General features: G+C 58.2%; 18 protein-coding genes and 1 tRNA gene. 10 read left to right on the top strand and 9 right to left on the bottom strand.

Annotation, left to right across the window (positions count from 1 at the left end):
* The first annotated feature begins 142 nt into the window (after positions 1–142).
* The 6 genes from aguA to AC1Z24_RS30065 all read left to right on the top strand — a co-directional run bounded on the left by aguA (position 143) and on the right by AC1Z24_RS30065 (position 5369).
* On the top strand, positions 143–1249 hold the full coding sequence (gene aguA, locus AC1Z24_RS30090) for an agmatine deiminase (RefSeq protein WP_483743875.1): 1107 nt from the start codon (positions 143–145) through the stop codon (positions 1247–1249).
* A 201-nt stretch (positions 1250–1450) separates the two neighbouring features.
* Positions 1451–1654, top strand: a complete 204-nt coding sequence (locus tag AC1Z24_RS30085) for a hypothetical protein (protein ID WP_259104042.1) — start codon at positions 1451–1453, stop codon at positions 1652–1654.
* Between the two features lie 253 nt (positions 1655–1907).
* Entirely contained in the window at positions 1908–3179 is a 1272-nt protein-coding gene (locus AC1Z24_RS30080; protein ID WP_483743874.1) for an OprD family porin, read from the top strand.
* Positions 3180–3314: 135 nt separating this feature from the next.
* Positions 3315–4088 (top strand): AraC family transcriptional regulator, encoded by a 774-nt coding sequence (locus tag AC1Z24_RS30075; protein WP_483743873.1) that lies wholly within the window; start codon positions 3315–3317, stop codon positions 4086–4088.
* Between the two features lie 111 nt (positions 4089–4199).
* Positions 4200–4373, top strand: a complete 174-nt coding sequence (locus AC1Z24_RS30070; protein ID WP_259104047.1) for a DUF1427 family protein — start codon at positions 4200–4202, stop codon at positions 4371–4373.
* A 36-nt stretch (positions 4374–4409) separates the two neighbouring features.
* Complete coding sequence (locus tag AC1Z24_RS30065; protein ID WP_483743872.1) at positions 4410–5369, top strand: quinone oxidoreductase family protein; 960 nt, start codon at positions 4410–4412, stop codon at positions 5367–5369.
* Positions 5370–5457: 88 nt separating this feature from the next.
* On the opposite strand, the gene AC1Z24_RS30060 is transcribed toward AC1Z24_RS30065, so the two are convergent.
* The 3 genes from AC1Z24_RS30060 to AC1Z24_RS30050 form a co-directional block, all read right to left on the bottom strand.
* Positions 5458–5775 (bottom strand): hypothetical protein, encoded by a 318-nt coding sequence (locus AC1Z24_RS30060; RefSeq protein ID WP_483743871.1) that lies wholly within the window; start codon positions 5773–5775, stop codon positions 5458–5460.
* Positions 5776–6170: 395 nt separating this feature from the next.
* The gene (locus AC1Z24_RS30055) at positions 6171–6425 is read right to left on the bottom strand and encodes a hypothetical protein (RefSeq protein ID WP_483743870.1); all 255 of its coding nucleotides are present in this window, start codon (positions 6423–6425) and stop codon (positions 6171–6173) included.
* A gap of 318 nt (positions 6426–6743) precedes the next feature.
* Positions 6744–7373 (bottom strand): LysE family translocator, encoded by a 630-nt coding sequence (locus tag AC1Z24_RS30050; RefSeq protein ID WP_483743869.1) that lies wholly within the window; start codon positions 7371–7373, stop codon positions 6744–6746.
* A gap of 553 nt (positions 7374–7926) precedes the next feature.
* Between AC1Z24_RS30050 and AC1Z24_RS30045 the strand changes: the two genes are divergently transcribed.
* Positions 7927–8676 (top strand): hypothetical protein, encoded by a 750-nt coding sequence (locus AC1Z24_RS30045; RefSeq protein WP_483743868.1) that lies wholly within the window; start codon positions 7927–7929, stop codon positions 8674–8676.
* A 90-nt stretch (positions 8677–8766) separates the two neighbouring features.
* Here the strand turns inward: AC1Z24_RS30045 and AC1Z24_RS30040 are convergent, their stop codons facing one another.
* The 6 genes from AC1Z24_RS30040 to AC1Z24_RS30015 form a co-directional block, all read right to left on the bottom strand.
* Positions 8767–9759, bottom strand: coding sequence for a hypothetical protein (locus tag AC1Z24_RS30040; protein ID WP_483743867.1), 993 nt, complete (start codon positions 9757–9759; stop codon positions 8767–8769).
* A gap of 1213 nt (positions 9760–10972) precedes the next feature.
* Positions 10973–12292: a tyrosine-type recombinase/integrase gene (locus tag AC1Z24_RS30035; protein ID WP_483743866.1), complete on the bottom strand. Its 1320-nt coding sequence runs from the start codon at positions 12290–12292 to the stop codon at positions 10973–10975.
* A gap of 163 nt (positions 12293–12455) precedes the next feature.
* Positions 12456–12531: transfer RNA gene (locus AC1Z24_RS30030), tRNA-Thr, on the bottom strand.
* Positions 12532–12847: 316 nt separating this feature from the next.
* Complete coding sequence (gene rsmD / locus AC1Z24_RS30025) at positions 12848–13432, bottom strand: 16S rRNA (guanine(966)-N(2))-methyltransferase RsmD (RefSeq protein ID WP_483743865.1); 585 nt, start codon at positions 13430–13432, stop codon at positions 12848–12850.
* A complete protein-coding gene (locus AC1Z24_RS30020; RefSeq protein WP_483743864.1) occupies positions 13432–14922 on the bottom strand; it encodes a M16 family metallopeptidase in 1491 nt (496 codons plus the stop codon). Before AC1Z24_RS30020 ends, rsmD begins: the two co-directional genes overlap by 1 nt.
* Entirely contained in the window at positions 14915–16270 is a 1356-nt protein-coding gene (locus AC1Z24_RS30015) for a M16 family metallopeptidase (protein WP_259104078.1), read from the bottom strand. Before AC1Z24_RS30015 ends, AC1Z24_RS30020 begins: the two co-directional genes overlap by 8 nt.
* A gap of 256 nt (positions 16271–16526) precedes the next feature.
* Here AC1Z24_RS30015 and ftsY point away from each other — a divergent pair, with 256 nt between their 5' ends.
* The 3 genes from ftsY to ftsX are packed head-to-tail and all read left to right on the top strand — an operon-like array spanning position 16527 to position 19776.
* Positions 16527–18080 carry a signal recognition particle-docking protein FtsY gene (ftsY, locus tag AC1Z24_RS30010; RefSeq protein WP_483743863.1) on the top strand — a complete coding sequence of 518 codons (1554 nt, stop codon included), beginning with the start codon at positions 16527–16529 and terminating at the stop codon, positions 18078–18080.
* Positions 18077–18748, top strand: a complete 672-nt coding sequence (gene ftsE / locus AC1Z24_RS30005) for a cell division ATP-binding protein FtsE (protein ID WP_259104081.1) — start codon at positions 18077–18079, stop codon at positions 18746–18748. The genes ftsY and ftsE overlap by 4 nt, the downstream gene beginning before the upstream one ends.
* Positions 18745–19776 carry a permease-like cell division protein FtsX gene (gene ftsX / locus AC1Z24_RS30000; protein ID WP_483743862.1) on the top strand — a complete coding sequence of 344 codons (1032 nt, stop codon included), beginning with the start codon at positions 18745–18747 and terminating at the stop codon, positions 19774–19776. The genes ftsE and ftsX overlap by 4 nt, the downstream gene beginning before the upstream one ends.
* The last annotated feature ends 77 nt before the right edge of the window (positions 19777–19853 follow it).

The following is a 19853-nucleotide window of genomic DNA, read 5'->3' as shown; positions in this document are numbered from 1 at the left end:
TTAATATCTGTTTATTTAAGGGTTATTTACGGTATTCCTTGATTTTAATGTTTTAAGACGGATTTATATCGGCTATAAAAGCCGCCAAAGATTGTCACACCCCGCCTGCTATGGTGGTAAGCCGCCCCTGGAGCCTTGATCGATGACCACACTTACAAGCACCCCACGCGCCGATGGCTTCCATATGCCTGCCGAGTGGGCGCCGCAGACCCAGACCTGGATGGTCTGGCCCGAGCGTGCGGACAACTGGCGCCTTGGCGGCAAGCCGGTGCAGAGCGCCCATGTCGCCGTGGCCAAGGCCATTGCGCGTTTCGAGCCGGTGACCGTTGCGGTGTCCGCCGCGCAGTATGACAACGCCTGCGCGCGCCTCGACATGCCGAATATCCGCGTCGTGGAAATCAGTAACAACGACGCCTGGGTCCGCGATACCGGGCCGACGTTCGTCATCAACGATCAGGGTGAAGTGCGCGGCGTCGACTGGGACTTCAACGCCTGGGGCGGTTTTGACGGCGGTCTGTATTCGCCGTGGAACCTCGACTCACAACTGGCGGGCAAGGTCTTGCACATGGAGCGTTGCCAGCGCTATCGCACCGAAGGCTTCGTGCTGGAAGGCGGCTCGATCCATGTCGACGGCGAAGGCACGCTCATCACCACTGAAGAGTGCCTGCTCAATCGCAACCGCAATCCGCACCTGACCCGCGAAGCCATCGAGCAGGTCCTGAGCGACAACCTGGCTGTGGATAAAGTCATCTGGCTGCCCGACGGCCTGTTCAATGACGAAACCGACGGCCATGTGGATAACTTCTGCTGCTACGTACGTCCGGGCGAAGTATTGCTGGCCTGGACCGATGATCCCAAAGACCCCAACTACCCACGTTGCCAGGCAGCAATGGGTATTTTGGAAAACTCCCGTGATGCCAAGGGCCGCCCGTTCATCGTGCACAAGATGCCGATTCCGGGTCCGTTGTTCGCCACCGAAGAAGAATGCGCAGGCGTCGATCAAGTGCACGGCAGCCAGGAGCGCGACCCTTCGGTGCGTTTGGCCGGCTCGTATGTAAACTTTCTGATCGTCAACGGCGGCATCATCGCGCCCAGCTTCGACGACCCTCTCGACGAAACCGCACGAAAAATCCTCCAGCAAATCTTCCCTGAACACGAGGTGGTGATGGTGCCCGGCCGTGAACTGCTGCTGGGTGGCGGCAATATTCACTGCCTGACACAGCAGCAGCCCGCCCCCCATATCGCCTGAAAAGTAACCGGCTCGTAACGTCCCCGTTACGGAGTTGGTCTCGTTCTTGCTGTGGTAAGCCCATCCGACGATGGGCTTTTTTGTGGGTAACGCTTTGCGCGTTTATTCCCGCGATTAGCCGACGGCGGGTATTGCGTCGTTTCGTTTCTCTGTAACAAAACGCACGTACATTTAGCCCCTCACGCACCAAGAGGTTGTCCTATGAACGCAGGTATTGAGTCGCATCGCGCTCGTGGTCTGTCTGCTAGTAGCGAAGCTCGCCAGCTCATGGCGGATTGGTTAAGGACGACGAAAACCTCCAAGCCCCAGCGCCCGGACGTTCGGCAGATGCTGCTGCAACGTTACCCCGCAGGCTTGATCGACGACGTCGAGCTTGAAGCTTTGCTTAATGTGCTCAAGGACTGAGCGCACCCCTTTCCAGCTATTTCGCAAACTGGTTGCAATCTTTCTGTAACCCGCGAAATTGACACCTCCACGACCCACGGCTAGGATTCGCGTCCTCCGCCTGTGGCCGTGTGCCATAAACGTGCATCAGTAGTCCACTGCGATGATTTCGTGCCGCTTGCCCTACCGGCCCCTTGTGCCGCGAGCAAGCATCAGACACCCGAACAGGGCCGTCGCCACAGCGCGCGTGATTAATCTGCCTAAGGAAAACAAGATGTTTAATGCACGTTTCGCTCTGCTCGCCATGAGCATCATGGGCGCTGGCCAGGCAATGGCCGAAGGTCAGGCCGATGCCAAGGGTTTCGTCGAAGACAGCAGCCTGAACCTGTTCCTGCGCAACGCCTACATCAACCGTGACTACAAGAACGGCAAAGACGACCGTAGCGAATGGGGCCAGGGTTTCACTGCCAACTTCAGCTCCGGCTTCACCCAGGGCACCATCGGCGTCGGCGTTGACGCCTTCGGCCTGTATGGCGTGCGTCTGGACGGCGGCAAAGGCCGCAGTGGTGCCGGTGGCATCGACTTCTTCAAGCAAGGCGACAGCGGCGAAGCCGCCGACACTCTGGGTCGCCTGGGCGGCGCGGTGAAGGCACGCTTCTCCAACACCACCATCAAGTACGGCGACCAGATGCCGCAACTGCCGGTGCTGAGCTACGACAACGTGCGCCTGCTGCCGGAAAGCTACACCGGTACCTATATTTCTTCCAAAGAAATCAAGGACCTGGAAATCGTTGCCGGTCGTTTCACCCAGGAAGCCCGCAAGAGCGCCCAAGGCCGTGACAGCGGCGACCTGAAGAGCATCAACGTCTACGGTGCCAGCTACAAGTTCACCGACGCCTTCAGCGCCTCGTTCTACGGCTCCGACGACGAAGACGTGCTGAAAAAGCAGTACCTGAACCTGAACTACGTCTTCGCCCTGCCAGAAAGCCAGTCCCTGACCCTGGACTTCAACGGCTACAAGACCAAGCTGGATCGTGATTTCGCCGTCGACGACGCGCGCGACAACAAGATCTGGAGCCTGGCTGCGACCTGGGCCGTAGGCATCCACTCCTTCACCATCGCGCACCAGCGCAGCACCGGTGAAACCGGCTACAACTACGGCGGCTACCGCAACGCCGGCGGCACGGGCGATGGCGGCAACAGCATCTATCTGGCCAACTCCTACTGGTCCGACTTCAACGGCAAGGACGAGCGCTCCTGGCAGTTGGGCTACGGCATCAACCTGTCCACTCTGGTCACTCCGGGCCTGAGCTACAAGGTTGCGTACGTGCGCGGCGACAACATCGACGATGGCACCAACCGCGGCAACGGCGAAGAGCGCGAACTGTTCAGCCAGCTGAGCTATGTGGTCCAGAGCGGCCCGGCCAAAGACCTGTCGGTGCGCCTGCGTAATTCGTGGCTGCGCGTGTCTGACAACGCCAGTGCTTACAACAGTGAAGGTAACGAAACCCGTATCTTCATTGACTATCCGATCAACGTGTTCTAAAGATCGGCAGCTGAAAAAACGCCTCGACTTGTCGGGGCGTTTTTTTGTCAGTTTGTGCCGTAAAAGGGCGCATGATTGACCGCGATGCCAACTATCTCGCTAACATGTAACAACTCTATTCAAGCCAGATCCGTCATGGCCCTCGCCGCACCCCCTGACCTCAGCGATATCGCCGTCCCCGTGCAGCCCCTGGCGCGGACCTACCCTCGTGGGCGCTTTATCGAGCCCCATGAGCACGTCTGGGGCCAGGTGCTCTACGCCACGTCCGGGGTGATGTGGGTGGAAACGCCTGTAGAGGCGTTTGTCGTGCCGCCGCAGCGGGCGGTGTGGCTGCCGCCTGGGGTGGTTCATGGGATTCGCGTGGTCACCGACCTTGAGATGCGCAATATCTACCTGCGCCCGGCCATTGCCGCGACGATGGAAAAGACCGTGCAGGTGTTCGAGGTGGGCGGGTTGATGCGCGAGCTGATTCTCGGCCTTGTCGCTCTGGATCGGGATCAGGAAGCCGAGTACTACGACGCTTTGGTGGGCCTGGCCCTGCTCGAACTGCAACGGGCCCGGCGCTCGCTGCTGAAAATCCCCCTGCCGGACGATTCCGACAGGCGCCTGAAAAATCTCTGTCAGGCAGTGATGAGCGATCCTTCCCTCGATATCCCCTTCGAACAACATGCGGAAAATGCCGGGGCCAGTGTGCGCACCCTGTCGCGGCTGTTCCAGAGTGCCTTGGGCATGGGCTTCGCCGAGTGGCGCCGTCAGGTGCAACTGGCCACCGCCGTGGCGGAAATCATTCAGGGCGTGCCGGTCAGCGCCATCGCTCGCTCCCTGGGCTATTCGCCGAGCAGCTTCAGCGACATGTTCCGCCGCGAGCTGGGCATGGCGCCTTCGCAGTACCCGGTCAGCCAGGCCTGAGACAAGCTGGCCGAAATTCAGAAGTCCTTGGCCGATAGCTTTTTCGCCCCGTCCTTACACTCTGCGCATACCTGATGCATCGCCACGCGATGCTTATGCACGGAGCCTCTTATGAGCTATCTCATTTCCCTCGCCATCGGCACCGCCGTCGGCCTGCTGTACGGCGTCCTCGACTTCCGCTCGCCCGCGCCACCGGCTGTGGCGCTGGTCGGCCTGCTGGGCATGCAGCTCGGTGAACAACTCTGGCCTATGGGCAAACAGCTGTTCGCCCACTGGTTTGCCTGACCCTTTCTTGTGAATTTTCTGACGTCCGGAGACACCATGAACGCACTGCAATTTTCCCGTACCGGCGACCTCGCAGCGCTGGAGTTCGTTGAAGTGGCCAAGCCTGTGCCTGCCGAAGGTGAAGTGCTGGTCGAGGTCAAGGCAGCGGGCCTGAACCCCAGCGACGTGAAAAACGTCCTCGGTCGTTTCCCCTACACCACCTTGCCGCGCATTCCCGGTCGCGACTTTGCCGGTGTCGTCGTCGAAGGCCCGCAAGACCTGATCGGCCAGGAAGTCTGGGGCACCGGCCGTGACTTGGGCTTCTTCCGCGACGGCTCCCACGCTCAGTACCTGACCCTGTCTGCCAAAGGCGTTGCGCATAAACCCAAGGCTTTGGACTTCGCCCAGGCCGCCAGCCTTGGCGTGCCTTACACCACAGCCTGGGATGCGTTGCAGCGCAGCCTGGTCGACGCAAACACGCGTTTGTTGGTGATCGGGGCCAACGGCGCAGTGGGCAGCGCAACCCTGGCCTTGGCGAAAATCCTCGGGGCCAAGATCCTCGCCGCCGTACGCCGCCCGGAACAACTCAAGGCCCTACAGGCCCAAGGCTATGAAGGCATCCTGCTGGACAAGGCCGAAGACCTGGGTGCCAGCGTCAACGCCGTATTCAAGGGCGGCGCCGACGTGATCTTCGACACCACCGGCTTCTGGCTGCCCGCTGCTGTCAGCGCCCTGGCGCCTTTCGGCCGCATCGCCATCATCGCCGCCCCGGTAGACGGCCACGTGCAACTCCCGGCCCTGGCCCTGTACCGCAAAGGCGGCTGTGTGGTGGGCATCAACTCCCTGCTCTACAACAGCGAAACCTGCGCGGGCATGCTCGAGCAGTTCGGCAAATTCTTCGACCAGGGCCTGCTGCCACTGCCTGACGGCCTGCTGGAAACACCCCTGAGCCAAGGGCTGCAACGCTATGCCGAAGTGAATGAAGGGGCGGGGGATAAGGTGATTTTGATTCCGTGAATTGACCTCGGTTGAAATACCTATCCTGTGGGACCGGCTTCAGCCGGGAAGGCGTACTCTCGTCTGGCGCCGGTCTCACCTGATTTTGCTACATAACCAACCTCATCCCCTCAACCGCCTTGCCCAGTTTCTCCTGCAACGGCGCGAGCAAACAGCGCACCTGCTCGGCATCGAGCTTGCGGTCATACGCGCTGTCCATCATCAGCACCACCAGCGCCAGCGCATCGCTTACATCAGTGGCGCTCTGGAGGGTCTGGCTCAGTGCTTCCAATCCGCTATTTAACGACGACAGCTTATGCAGGATGGGCTCTGCGGCCGTGTGGGGGAGCAGGGAGAGGGTTGTGTGGATTTCTTTCAGATCGAAAAAGGGATTCTTGCTGTGGGTGTGTAGCGTGTAACCGGACATATCGAATTTCCTTCAATGGTTGAACCGTCCCTTTGCTGTCAACCAATGGGTGGCGGCTGTACGCGGGTTGACAGACCGGCCACCCAGCAAACCGGCGCACATACGTGTGCCCCACATACAGCCGCCATAGCGTTGCCTGGCGGGTGTTGCGGCTAAGTGAATCGGTCTGTCAAAACCGGCTGCGAAATGCAGCGAGCCGGGAGATTAGGCCGTGATTTACAAGCGACGCAACACGGCAAAGAGGGTATACGCAAACTTCAGAAGCGTCCTACAGGGCGGGGGTTTTGGGGCTGACGATTGGTTTCTATTTGTTTGCTGATTCGTCAAAAACCGGGCAAATAAAAGGCCCACTAAAAAGTGAGCCTTTTCCCGTTCAACCGTGTGTTACCGGCGATTTACCGCGTCGATGGACTCGGCATCATCGCGATAGCGCCTTTGATCAACTCTTGCGCCTCTTTGAGCAGGCTCAACATCTTGCGCGACTTGTCCTGCGACTCCGCCGGCAAGTAAGCAGCCAGACGAGTCGCCACGGCAATGGCGCAGGTCAGGTAATCAGACGCAAACCCCAGCGAGTCCTGAGGCGTGATACCTCCCTTTTTCTGATTGAACAAATTGACGACATTCGTCGTCGAGTTTGTTGTCTCTTGCATGATCAAATTCCCAAAATGGTTGAGCCGAAACCCGCGAGGGCAACGGCCTTGCATACGGTCGCCAAGTGACCGCGGCGGCAGGTTAGAGGCCGGTTTGGGCCTCGCGCAAGGCGGGAAAACGACGGGACAGAAAGTTCAGATGGATCCTACATGGCGGGGTTTTGTGGTCTTACGGATAGGATGCTGAATGGCTGTCAGAGGGCTTTGATACGAGTCATGCAAGGCAAAAAAGGCCCACGTTGCGGTGAGCCTTTCCGGTGTTGAAGGTCCGACTATTCGTCCATAAAGACATGACCTGTCAGACCCGTTCTTGATGCTTCATTTATGCGTCAGCGCCAGCCGAACACCCATCGCGATAAACGTGGTACCAATCACCCGATCAATCCACTTCCGTATCTGCGGCCGACCACTGACAGCCCCCATGGCCTTGGCAGCCAGCCACGCAACGGCGACGTCATTGATAAACCCCAGGACAACAAAAACTGCACCCAACACCAGAAACGCCGCTGTCTTGTCAGCGCTGTCCGGGGTGACGAATTGCGGAAAGAAGGCCACGTAAAACAGCAGGACCTTGGGATTGGACGCATTGGTCAGAAAGCCGCGAAACAACAGCTTCCGATTACTCAACAGTGGGATATCGGGGCGCAGCTCATCCGTGGAGACTTTCGAAAAAAGCGTCCGCACCCCCAGATAAATCAGATACAGACCACCCAGCCACTTGATCGCAGTAAACGCAGAAGGCGACGTAGCCAACAGCGCTGTCAGCCCGATGGCACAGCAAATCGTATGCAGACAACCGCCCAGGGCTACGCCGGATGCCGAGAGAATCCCCGCGCGTCGACCGTGAACCATGCTTTGGCCTGCTACGTAGGCGATATCGGGCCCTGGGGTTGCGTTGAGGGCGACGACTGCCAGCACGAATAGCGGGAATTGGACGATGCCGAGCATGGGGACCTCCTGGTTGGGGGCGAAGCTACTTGAAACAGATTGTTACCATAGCGCTAATGGCTGGGATCAAGAAGGTGTGACGCGTATTTCTGGCGGGACAGGACAAGGCAAACGAAAAAGGCTCTCCTTTCGGTGAGCCTTTATTGTTACTGCGTATGGTGCGGCACCAGGAGTCGAAAAAAATAATAAATATATGATTTATTTGAGTTACTTATTTGTGCTTTTTACTTCTACCCCTAAAACTATCCTCCCTAGCTCTCTTTTTTATAGTAGAAGTTTTTATTGTGACGTGAGCCGTTATTTAGCTTCATAGCCGGCCACCCAAGCGTGGTGGAGGTTTTTCTAATCGCCGGTCGCGAACAATCAGCACGATTGTTGTGCAGCAAGCTTTGGGGCGATCTTGAATTTTGCAAAGGTATATCTATATACTAAATCCATTCATTGCATAGTAACTAGTTGTTTTTTAAGTATGGGCCAGCCATACTCGCTCACGTCAGCTTCTTTCATTTAAATACAAGAGGTTAGACACGGCTGAATAATTATAGAGGTTCGCATGAGTTACTCTGTACTTAGTATTATGATTGATAAGGCTTCAAAAGAGAATCACGAAAATTCGATCCGGTTTTCAGCGTTAACTGAACTGAGTTGGAACATAGTTAATATTTTAAGCAAGAGAATAAGAAAGCTATGCTCGTTCGAATGTATGGGAAAGCAGAGTGATTTCGGATTTCACATAGAAGTGGATGAGAAGCGTAGAGAATTTGAGGTTCTAGTAGCGTGTTACGTTTCAGGGCTAAGAATATCTGAACTAGCTGTCACTGAAGGGGCTTATTCTCAAGCCTGCTGTTTGCTTAGACAAGAGATCGAATCACTTACTCAACTCATTCACGTATTCAATGACACCCGGAGTAATGATCGCGCACCTAATATTAAGGTGTTGGAGAGGCAGCTTAAAGATATTTATAGTCTGCTCACTGGAGTTGCGCATCTAATATCCAAAGAGGATCTCCAGAATTTTTCTTCTTTAGCGTACCAGCATCACCCAGCGGATCGACTAACATTGCCAATGCTGGCGGATTGCCTTCCGTCTTTCAAGAAAGAATACTGCGACTTATTGCTAGCGATCAGGGCTCTGACAATGATTTGCGTTCTAGGGGTGATCGATAAATACATGGCGCGACATTTTCCTCATTTGGCTATGACCCCGGGCGAAATTGAAGAGCTAAAAGAAATCTACAACCTCCTGTGTCGATCTGTTCCTGAAGTAAGTGAGCATGTTCTGAGGTTTGAGTTTCTGTTTTAATGCCTGCAGTCCAATAGGCTTCAAAACTTTGATGGCGTTGTGCGAGTTGTTACGAATTCGCATAACGCCACGGTTTACGCCTCAATTTGTTCAATTTTTGTGAAACTTATTTATCAGAGCATTGCTCACCGGCTCAGGTAAGTAGTAAGGCATTTCAACTCCCAGATTAAAAAGTCCCACTCGAGTAGACAGGCTTACATTCATAGGGTGTGTTTTTTTATTTAAAGGTTTTTTGTCGTTGCTATTTGAAAGCTCATAGTTGTCACCCTTTTTAAGCACGGAGTACTGAGCGCCGGAAAACTCGTTTGGTAAGTAAAGTGCTGGGATCTCGGAAATCTTGCTTAAATGCCGCGACAAATTTTCATTCAGTGTTTTATTGCTGGCTACTTCGTTAGCTGCTTTTAAGTTTTTTATGTGAGGAATAGCTTTGCTGAGGGCGGATTCAAGACACATTGCGGTAAAATACATATTCACGAGGTGGTTCTGAAGCTCCCAGTTCAAAGAGTAGCCGGTTGCGATAGATCCATGTCGTTTGTGAATTAGTGGGTCTGGTCCGATAAGCCCTTTTTCCACCACTCCTTCAATATAGTATCCGAGAATTATATTCTCACCCCAATCAGCTGAAAGCACTCGAACTCGGCGATGTTTGTGCTTTATTTCATTTATTATCTTGGATACGTGGCTCCTGTAAGGCTCTGTCATTGCGTTAAATTCTTTCGCTGCTTTTCCAGCGGACTTTGTATTGTCATGAATCAGGGTTTTTATTATTGTTTGGCACGCCTCAATGAAGTTTCCACAATGAAAAATCATGCTAAACACATCTAGTCGAATGTTATCCATTCTTACCAAAGTATCCTCAGGCGATTTTTTTCTGTTCCCGGAACGAGCTAACTCCATTTCGTTGGTAATCCTGTCAGCTAGTCGACTTAGGCATTCAACAGCATCTGTGAATGCTAGCAAAAAGGTATCTGCCGGATGGTAGTATTTTGAGTTTGGTTCTAAGTCGTCTACATTTATCCGCTCAAGAATAGCTAGTACCGATGGATAAAAACCTGCTTCCTTACATGGGATTTTGTATCTCATTTTTTCTCCGTTTTCTTTAAGTTTAATCTGGAGTTTATACTAGAATTATCAGTAATTCAAAAGGCTGGATAAGCTTGTTTTCATTGTTGGTTATCTTTGATGTATCTATCATGTTAGAGTCCAGGTCTAATGTTGCAGGTGCTGCTCTAGGGAGCGTATTCAAATGGCTCGCGAATCCATCAAGTACCGCAAGTGTCTGCCCCCCCAGCGCTCTGCAATTTCAGTCTGGATTGTCTTCGGCTGCCGTAAATAGCGACGCTGTGTCGCGTATCTACCAAAGCCATATCAAACACCTGAACTTCTGCTCTCCAGTCCTCGCCCCACGTCATCCCGCCAAGAATGCTGAGTGTTATCAGGGATCAAGGCCCCTGCGACCTGTGGGGAACGTCCTCTACGCGGGACTGGCGGCTCCTTACAACCGGGAGCAAGGGCATCTCATGATCTGGCCTCCTGAGCACCGTTACCGGTGGGCGGGTGGAGGCTGCATTGGCTGACGAGACCAGTGCCGCGAGATCCTGAGTCGGGTGAACGCAGCAATGCGATGACCGGGGCATGCCTGACTGTCAGTCAGGTGCAGTCCATTCCCTGGTCTGCGGCACCATCATCTGCATGGCTGTTGCTGGTGACATCGGTGTTTGTCACGCCAATTGTCACGAGGGGAATTGCGGCTGAGCCATGTGCGATCAGGGCTGCAGCAGTGTCAGGAGCGCCCGTCTCTTTCCAGTGAAAGAGACGGGCGCAGGTTGGCGCACGCGAAATGGCCAAGCGGATAGGTTGCTGCTGAGCAGATGGGTAGGGTGGGTTGCCGCAGGGGCAACGATATTGAGTTGGCATCCATCACATGGGTAGTGACCGTACGAGCTGCCGGATGCGAATCGTACTTGCGGGTGAACCACCGCGGGAGCGGCGTGACCTTAAAGGTTCGGGTCACCTGGGGTGCTGTCATCGACAGCTCTTGCGACTCCCGGTCTACGCTTGTGGACAATATTCGTCAAGCATCGCGATATCAGGGATTTAGCGCCTGTGGATAAAACTATCCCCCGGTGGACATCAGTGGTTTTCCACAGACGTAAGCTGTGCCAGCAGTTTTTTCTTAGGTATGGTCCTTTCAAACGGGGCGGCTTTGCAGCCCCGTTTGAAAGGACCTGCGCGGAGGAGCTTCATGCGGTGCTGTGGGTAACTTCACAGCGAGTTGAGGTGGTGGCGCGGCGGGTTACTCGGTCCTTTTGGCACTGCGAAGGCGCGTTACGTTCTCGCCCGTCTGTTTGGCAAACTCATGCGGCGTCACATGGTCCTCGCGGTTCGCCTCCAGAAACCGGCTCCACCAGGTCATGATCATCCGGCGCTCTTCGAGGAACTCGGCCTTGTGGGTATAAGCGGCCCGCACGTTGTTGCGTTCCTTGTGGCTCATCTGCCGTTCGATGGCCGTCTCTGACCACAGCCCGGACTCGACCAGCGCACTGCACGCCATGGCTCGGAATCCGTGGCCGCAGATATCTAACTTGGTGTCGTAGCCCATCGTCCTGAGCGCGGCATTCACTGTGTTCTCGGACATTGGTTTCCACGGTTTGGCATCTCCCGCGAACACCAGGTCGAACTTGCCGGTGATCGCGTGGATCTGCTCAAGCAAGGCCACTGCTTGCGGCGATAAGGGTACAACGTGGATGTCACCGGCCATCTTCGTACCCCTTGTGGAGAAGGGCACTCCGTCCAGCGCCGGGCGGGTGTCGGGGATCTCCCAGATTCCGCGCTTGAGGTCGAACTCATTCCAACGGGCGAAGCGCAGTTCACTGGAGCGTACGAATACATGCAACGACAGCATCACCGTGAGACGCGTGAGCGGGCGACCTCTGTAGTCCTCAATGCATGCCAGTAGCTCTGGCAGCCGCGATAAGGGTAGTGCGGGCCGGTGAGTTACCCGTGGTGTCTTGATCGAGCCATCGAGGTCGTGAGCAGGGTTCGCCGTGATCAGTCGCAGCCGTTTGGCTTCGCGCATGATGCTTTGCAGGTAATTCTTGATCCTGAGCGCCACGTCGATGGTGCCGCGCTTCGTCACGGCTTCTAGTGGCTGCATGAGGTCGTGGGTGTCCAGCTCAACGATTGCTCTGGCACCGATTAAAGGGAACACGTGGGTCTTCAATCGGCTGAGCACAGTCTTGGCGTGGCCGGGCGCCCACTTCGGCACCATGCTCGCATACCAGTCGAGCGCAACGCTTTCGAAGGTCCGGCCGTTGATCACGGCCTGAGTCTTGGTTTGTTGCTTGTACTGGATGGGGTCTATGCCGTTGGCGAGCTGCTGCTTGATCTCGAAGCGCTTGCGGCGTGCGTCGCCGAGCCCGACCACCGGGTAGCTGCCGAGGGCGGTCAGGCCTTCACGGCCATCGGGTTTCACGTACCTGAGCCGCCAGCCTTTGCGGCCGTTGGGTTGCACAAGCAGGTAAAGACCGTCGCCGTCGAAGAGCTTGTATTCGCGCTCTCTGGGCTTTGCCGTGCGACAGGCGGTGTCTGTAAGCGGGGCAGTGGTGCGGGCCATAAGGGTAGTCTCCGATATCGAAACGGACCTCTATCCTTAAAACTACCCTTATTAGCGCTGGTTACCCTCGGAATCCGACGGAACGCCAAAACGAAAAAACCCGCCAGAAGGCGGGTTTTTCGGGGGTTCCAGAGATTGTGAAAGCTTTCTATGGAACCTTGAATGGTGCCGGCACCAGGAGTCGAACCCGGGACCTACTGATTACAAGTCAGTTGCTCTACCAACTGAGCTATACCGGCGTAATGGGCGCTGAGTATATAGAGTCTTTGCTGCTTGTAAACCCTAGATGACTGATTACGCTCAAAAAAAATCGTTTTGGGTGAGTGATGGTTGGCGGGAGGTGGTGGCCGGTCCCTGATGTACCGTGTCGGGGCTGCTCGCCAACGAGTTGGCGCCTGCCAGGAACAGCCCAAGCAGTTGAGTTTGTGTGGCTTCGTGGGACCGGCTTTAGCCGGGAAGGTGTAGGCAGGGTCAATAGAATTGCTCGCCTGCTATACCGTCTTCCCGACTAAAGCCGATCCCGCCTTGGTTCTGTGGTTATGCGTGGCGGTTGGCTCAGCCCCTTTGCCACAGCGCGTAATACACCTGCCCGGCTTTTTTCTCGCGGTGCAGGCGCCAGTTGCCTGGCAGACCGGTGGTGGAGGGTGGGGTTTCGCTTTCGGTGTAGATCCAGGCGTTGTCCTTGAGCCAGCCGTGGCTTTCCAGCAGGGTGCAGGCGCTGGCCAGCAGGCCCTGGTGGAAGGGCGGGTCGAGGAAGACGACGTCGAAGGCTTCGGCCGGGGCGGTTTCCAGGTGGCGCAGGGCGTCGGTCTGGGCGATCTGGCCGGTGGTGCAGTTGAGCAGGGCCAGGTTCTGTTTCAGGCTGGCGACCGCCGCGCCGCTGTTGTCCAGGGCCAGGCCTTTGCTGGCGCCACGGGACAGGGCTTCGAAGAACAGCGCGCCGCTGCCGGTGAAGACGTCGAGCACGTGGGCGCCTTCGATGTGCGCGGTGAGCCAGTTGAACAGGGTTTCGCGTACGCGATCAGGGGTCGGGCGCAGGCCCGGGGCGTCGGGGAAGGTCAGGCGACGGCTGCCCCATTCGCCTCCGATGATGCGCAGTTGGCCCAGGCCGTTATGGCTCTTTGGGCGTGGATTGGCCATTAGTGCTCCGGAACCCCGAGAGGTTGTTCAGCAGGTCTGTCGGTGGGCGGCGGCAAGGGTTTCTGCGGCACGGTCGGACCGGCCGTGACGATGACCATTTTGTCGGCGCTCAGGTGTTTGTTCATGGCCTCTTTGATCTGCTCGATGGTGACGTCCTGGGACTTGTTCATGAAGTCCTCCAGGTAAGTCAGCGGCAGGTCATAGAAGCCGATGGCGCCCAGTTGCCCGACGATATCGCTGTTGCTGGCGGTGGACAGCGGGAAGCTGCCGGCCAGTTCGCGCTTGGCGTCGTCGAGTTCTTTCTGGGTCGGGCCATTGGCGAGGAAGTCGCGCAGGATGTCCTTGACCAGCTTCAGGGTGCCTTCGCTGACGTCGGCGCGGGTCTGCAGGCTGATCATGAACGGGCCTTGCACGCGCATCGAGGTGAAGCCCGAGGATACGCCGTAGGTCAGGCCGCGTTTTTCCCGCACTTCGGTCATCAGGCGGCTGCCGAAACCGCCGCCGCCGAGGATCGAGTTGCCCATGTTCAGGGCCGGGTAGTCGGGGTCGTTACGCTCGATACCGAGTTGCGCCAGCATCAGGTGAGTCTGCTTGGACGGAAACTCGATATGGCTTTCACCGAAGGCCGGGGTGCCGGGCTCGGCCAGCTTGGCCATGGCCGGGCCTTTAGGCAGGGCGCCGGAGACCTGGGCGGCGATGGCCTGGGCTTCGTCGCGGGACAGGTCGCCGACCAGGGCGATAACCACGTTACCCGCGGCGTATGCCTTGGCGTGGAAGGCCTTGAGCTGGGCCAGGGTGATCGGCGGGATGCTCTTCTCGGTGCCTTCGCTTGGATGGCCATACGGGTGGTTACCGTACAGTTTGCTGAACAGCTCTTTACCGGCCAGGGAGCCGGGGTTTTGCTTCTGGTATTCGAAGCCGGTCAGCAACTGGTTTTTGATCCGCGCCAGGGAGTCGGCCGGGAAGGTGGGTTTGCCGGTGACTTCTTCAAACAGTTTCAGCGCCGGTTCGCGCTTGTCCACGGCACTCAGGCTGCGCAGCGAGGCCACGGCCATGTCGCGATAGGCGCCGTTGCCGAACTCCGCACCGAGGCCTTCGAAGCCTGCGGCGATGGCGCCGACGTCCTTGCCTTTGACACCTTCATTGAGCATGGCGTTGGTCAGCACGGCGATGCCGGGGGCGTTCTGGTCCTGGCTGCTACCAGCGGCGAAGGTCAGGCGCAGGTCGAACATCGGCAGTTCGTGGGCTTCGACGAACAGCACCTTGGCGCCTTCGGCGGTGTTCCAGGTCTGGATATTCAGGCTGCGGCGGGCCGGAGCCTTGCTGTCGAGTTCCTTGAGAGACACCAGGTTGCTGCCGCGCTCGGCTTTTACGGCGGGTGCAGCAGTGGTGGCTTCAGGGGCGGCGGGGGCCGGGGCTTCGTCGGCCAGCAGTGGCTGGGCGATCAGGGCGCCAGTGATCAGCAGGCCCAGTAGCGTGCGCTTACTCATGGGCTTTCTCCTCAGGCAGAACGTGCGCAACGCTGAGGCGCTCACGGGTGAAATAAGTGCGGGCGGCCAGCTGGATATCGGCCGGGGTCACGCTTTGCAGGTCACTCAGTTCGTTGTCGATCTGTTTCCACGACAGGCCGATGGTCTCCAGCTCGCCGATGGTGCTGGCCTGGCTGGTGATGGAGTCACGCTCGTAGACCAGCCCGGAAATCACCTGGGCGCGCACGCGTTCCAGTTCTTCACTGGTCGGCGGCTTGGTTTTCAGCTCATTGAGCAGGCCCCAGATCCCGGCTTCGACATCGGCCAGGGTTTTCTTTTTCTGGGTGTTGGGCGAGGCGCTGATCATGAACAGGCTGTCGCCACGGGTGAAGGCGTCGTAGCTGGACGAGGCGCCGGAGACCACTTCCGAACCGCGCTCCAGGCGGCTGGAGATGCGCGCGCTGTAGCCGCCGTCGAGAATCGCCGAGATCAGGCGCAGGGCGTTGACCGAGCGCGGGTCGGTGGCGGTGGTCAGGCTCGGCACGTTGAAGCCGTAGAGCAGGCTTGGCAGTTGGGTCTTCACATGCACGGTGATGCGCCGCTCGCCCGGCTCAGGCAGTTCCAGGGGCTGTTTCGCAGGCGGCACGGCGCGGCGCGGGATGGCACCGAAGAAGCGCTCGGCCAGGGCCTTGACCTCGTCCGGTTGCACGTCGCCGACCACGACCAGGGTAGCGTTGTTCGGTACGTACCAGGATTCGTACCAGTGGCGCAGCTCCTCTACCTTCATACGGTCGAGGTCGGCCATCCAGCCGATGGTCGGCGTGTGATAGCCGCTGGCCGGGTAGGCCATGGCCTTGAAGCGCTCGTAAGCCTTGGCGCCGGGCTTGTCGTCGGTGCGCAGGCGGCGTTCTTCTTTAATGACTTCGATTTCCCGGCTGAACTCGTCGGCGGGCAGCTTGAGGTGGGCCATGCGGTCGGCCTCCAGCTCAAAGGCTACGCTCAGGCGGTCACGGGCCAGGACCTGGTAGTAGGCGGTGTAGTCATCGCTGGTGAAGGCGTTTTCTTCGGCGCCCAGGTCACGCAGGATCAGCGAGGCTTCGCCGGGGCCGGCTTTCTCGCTGCCCTTGAACATCATGTGCTCAAGGGCGTGGGACAAACCGGTCTGGCCCGGGGTTTCGTAGCTGGAGCCGACCTTGTACCAGATCTGCGAGACCACCACCGGGGCGCGATGGTCTTCACGCACGACCAGCTTGAGGCCGTTGTCCAGGGTGTATTCGTGGGTGGGTTGCGGGTCGGCGGCCCATACGGTCATGGGCAGGCAAAGTGTGCCGAGCAGCAGGCCAGCGGCGCGGCGGGCTAGAGCATTCATTCGTATTTTGAACCTGTAAGGCGGCCTGCTTGAACTTAGCGTCGGCGGGCGCGGGGGTGTTAGGATACTGGTCCGTTCGATCCGGGACCACGGCTGAAATGCCTTGTGATGCCCGATGAACATTAAATTTGCTCGAATTGATGCGAAACACTACAGGCTTGTGCGAACAAGCGGTGCTAAACGCAGTCTGTTTTGCATGTCAGAATTTTCCGAGGCGCCGCTCTGGCGCATCGCTACCGTGAGATAGCCGTCCTCCATGTTTGGTTCCAACGACGACAAGAAGAACCCAGCCCCGGCTGGCGAGAAAAAAGGCCTGTTCGGATGGCTGCGCAAGAAGCCGCAGGACAACGTCGCCGAACAACCCCCGCAAGCTCCCGTTGCCGCCCCTGAGCCGGTTGTCGAGCCGACTGCCCCGGTTGTCGCCGAAGCGCCGGTAGCACCGGTTGCCGCGCCCGAGGCGAGCCCTGTGCCGCCTGTGGCTGAGTCGGTGCAACCCGGTGCGCCCGCCGCGCAACCCTGGCTGACCCTGCCGGTAGCCGAAGAACCGGTGGCCCTGGTCGATGAGCAGGTGGCTCATGTCACGCCGTCTATTCCGGATCAGGCGCCGGCTGTAGTACCTGAGCCTGAGCCTGAGCCAGAGGCTGAACTGCCGCGTATTGATGTTCCGATGGGTGAACCTGAGTCGGCCATCATTCCGCAGCCGGTTGCGCCTGCTTCAGAGCCTGAACCTGAACCGGTCGTTGCTCCGGTTGCTGCCCCGGCCCCGGTTGCCGTTCCGGTAGCGCCTGCACCAGTCGTCGCCGCGCCGCCCGTGACCGCTCCTGTTATTGAAACCGTGCCTGCCGTGGTTGCGCCTGTACCTGTCGCCGAGCCAGGCAAGGCCGGTTTCTTCGCCCGCCTCAAGCAGGGCCTGTCGAAAACCAGCGCCAGCCTTGGCGAGGGTATGGCCAGCCTGTTCCTCGGCAAGAAGCTCATTGATGACGAACTGCTGGAAGAACTGGAAACCCGTTTGCTGACCGCCGACGTTGGTGTCGAGGCCACGGGAGTGATCATCCAGAGCCTGACCCAGAAGGTCGCCCGCAAGCAGTTGGCCGATAGCGACGCGTTGTATGCCTCATTGCAGGCCGAGCTGTCGGCGATGTTGCAACCGGTGGAGCAACCCCTGGTTATCGACACCACGCGTCGGCCGTTCGTGATTCTGGTCGTCGGCGTCAATGGTGCGGGCAAGACCACCACCATCGGCAAGCTGGCCAAGAAGCTGCAACTCGAAGGCAAGAAAGTCATGCTGGCCGCCGGTGATACCTTCCGCGCCGCTGCCGTCGAGCAATTGCAGGTGTGGGGCGAGCGCAACCAGATTCCGGTCATTGCCCAGCACACCGGCGCCGATTCCGCTTCGGTGATCTTCGACGCCGTGCAGGCCGCCAAGGCCCGTGGCATCGATGTGCTGATCGCCGACACTGCTGGTCGTCTGCACACCAAAGACAATCTGATGGAAGAGTTGAAGAAGGTCCGCCGGGTCATCGGCAAGCTCGACGCCGACGCGCCGCACGAAGTGTTGCTGGTGCTGGATGCCGGCACCGGGCAGAACGCTATCAACCAGGCCAAGCAATTCAACCAGACGGTCCAACTGACCGGCCTGGCCCTGACTAAACTTGATGGCACGGCAAAAGGCGGGGTGATTTTCGCCCTGGCCAAGCAGTTTGGTCTGCCGATTCGCTATATCGGGGTGGGAGAGGGTATTGATGACCTGCGCACCTTCGAGGCCCAGCCCTTTGTCCAGGCTCTGTTTGCGGAGCGGGAGCGCCCATGATTCGTTTCGAACAGGTCGGTAAACGCTATCCGAATGGTCATGTCGGTTTGCACGAGCTGAGCTTTCGAGTTCGACGTGGTGAGTTTCTGTTCGTGACCGGTCACTCCGGCGCCGGTAAAAGCACGCTGCTGCGCCTGTTGCTGGCGATGGAGCGCCCGACCACCGGCAAGCTGCTGCTGGCCGGGCAGGACCTGGGCCAGATCAGTAATGCACAGATCCCGTTCCTGCGTCGGCAGATCGGCGTGGTGTTCCAGAACCACCAGTTGCTGTTCGATCGCACGGTGTTCAATAACGTCGCGCTGCCGTTGCAGATCCTCGGACTGTCCAAGACCGAGATCACCAAGCGCGTCGATTCGGCCCTGGAGCGCGTGGCGCTGTCGGACAAGGCCGAGCTGTACCCTGGCGATCTGTCCACCGGTCAGCAACAGCGTGTCGGTATCGCCCGCGCCATCGTGCATCGCCCGGCCTTGCTGCTGGCCGACGAACCTACGGGCAACCTTGACCCGCGCCTGGCGGCGGAAATCATGGGTGTATTCGAAGATATCAACCGTTTGGGCACCAGTGTGCTGATCGCCAGCCACGACCTGGCGCTGATCGCCCGCATGCGTCATCGCATGCTGACCCTGCAACGTGGTCGCCTGATCGGTGACGGGGAGGCCGGGGTATGAGTGCGACACGCAGCAGTCCTAAAGTGTCAGAGCGTGTTGCGGCCAAAGCTGCCGAGCCGACACCACCGAAAAAGAAACGCCACGATCATGACGATGACGGCCCGGATTTCGGCACGCTGGTCGCGGCCTGGCTGGAAAGCCATCGCTCCAGCCTGCTGGACAGCCTGCGGCGCCTGGGCAAGCAGCCCATCGGCAGCTTCTTTACCTGTCTGGTGATGGCCATTGCCTTGAGCCTGCCCATGGGCCTGTCGTTGCTGCTGAGCAATGTCGAGCGCCTGGGTGGCTCCTGGCAGCGTGCGGCGCAGATTTCCCTGTACCTCAAGCTCGACGCCAGCCCTACCGAAGGCGCCAAGCTGCGCGACGATATCAAGGCCATTGCCGGGGTCGCCGATGCTGAATATGTCAGCAGCGACGACGCGCTCAAGGAGTTCCAGCAGCAGTCGGGCCTGGGCGAGGCGCTCAAGGAATTGCCGCAGAACCCGTTGCCGGGTGTCGTGGTCGTCACGCCGAACGAGGTTGACAAGCCCGCGCTAGAGGCGTTACGTACGCGTCTGGCGGAAATGCCCAAGGTGCAGCAGGCACAGCTGGATCTGGTCTGGGTCGAGCGTCTGGCAGCGATTCTCAAGCTGGGCGACCGCTTTGTCTTTGGTCTGACTGTGCTATTGGTTTTGGCGCTTTTGCTGGTGATCGGTAACACGATCCGCCTGCATATCGAAAACCGCCGCGTCGAGATCGAAGTGATCAAGCTGGTCGGCGGTACCGACAGCTATGTGCGCAGGCCTTTCCTTTATATGGGCGCGCTGTATGGCCTGGGGGCGGGATTGCTGTCCTGGGGCGTTCTGGCTTATGGCCTGAACTGGCTCAACGGTGCCGTTGTCGAACTGGCAGGCTTGTACGGCAGCGACTTTGCCCTGGCCGGTGTACCTGCGGCAGATGGTCTCTCGCTCTTGCTTGGGGCGGTACTGTTAGGGTATATCGGTGCATGGATTGCGGTGGCACGCCACCTTAGAGAGCTGGCACCTCGGTAAAAATGCTATTGATACACGTTCAACTATTGACTTTTTCAGCTTAAGGGAACTTGTTTCGCGGTTCCCGGTCAATTTCG

The sequence above is a fragment of the Pseudomonas sp. JL23 genome, assembly GCF_056933585.1.
Note: the sequence above shows the minus strand (reverse complement) of the source record. Positions and strands in the feature narration are given on the sequence as shown.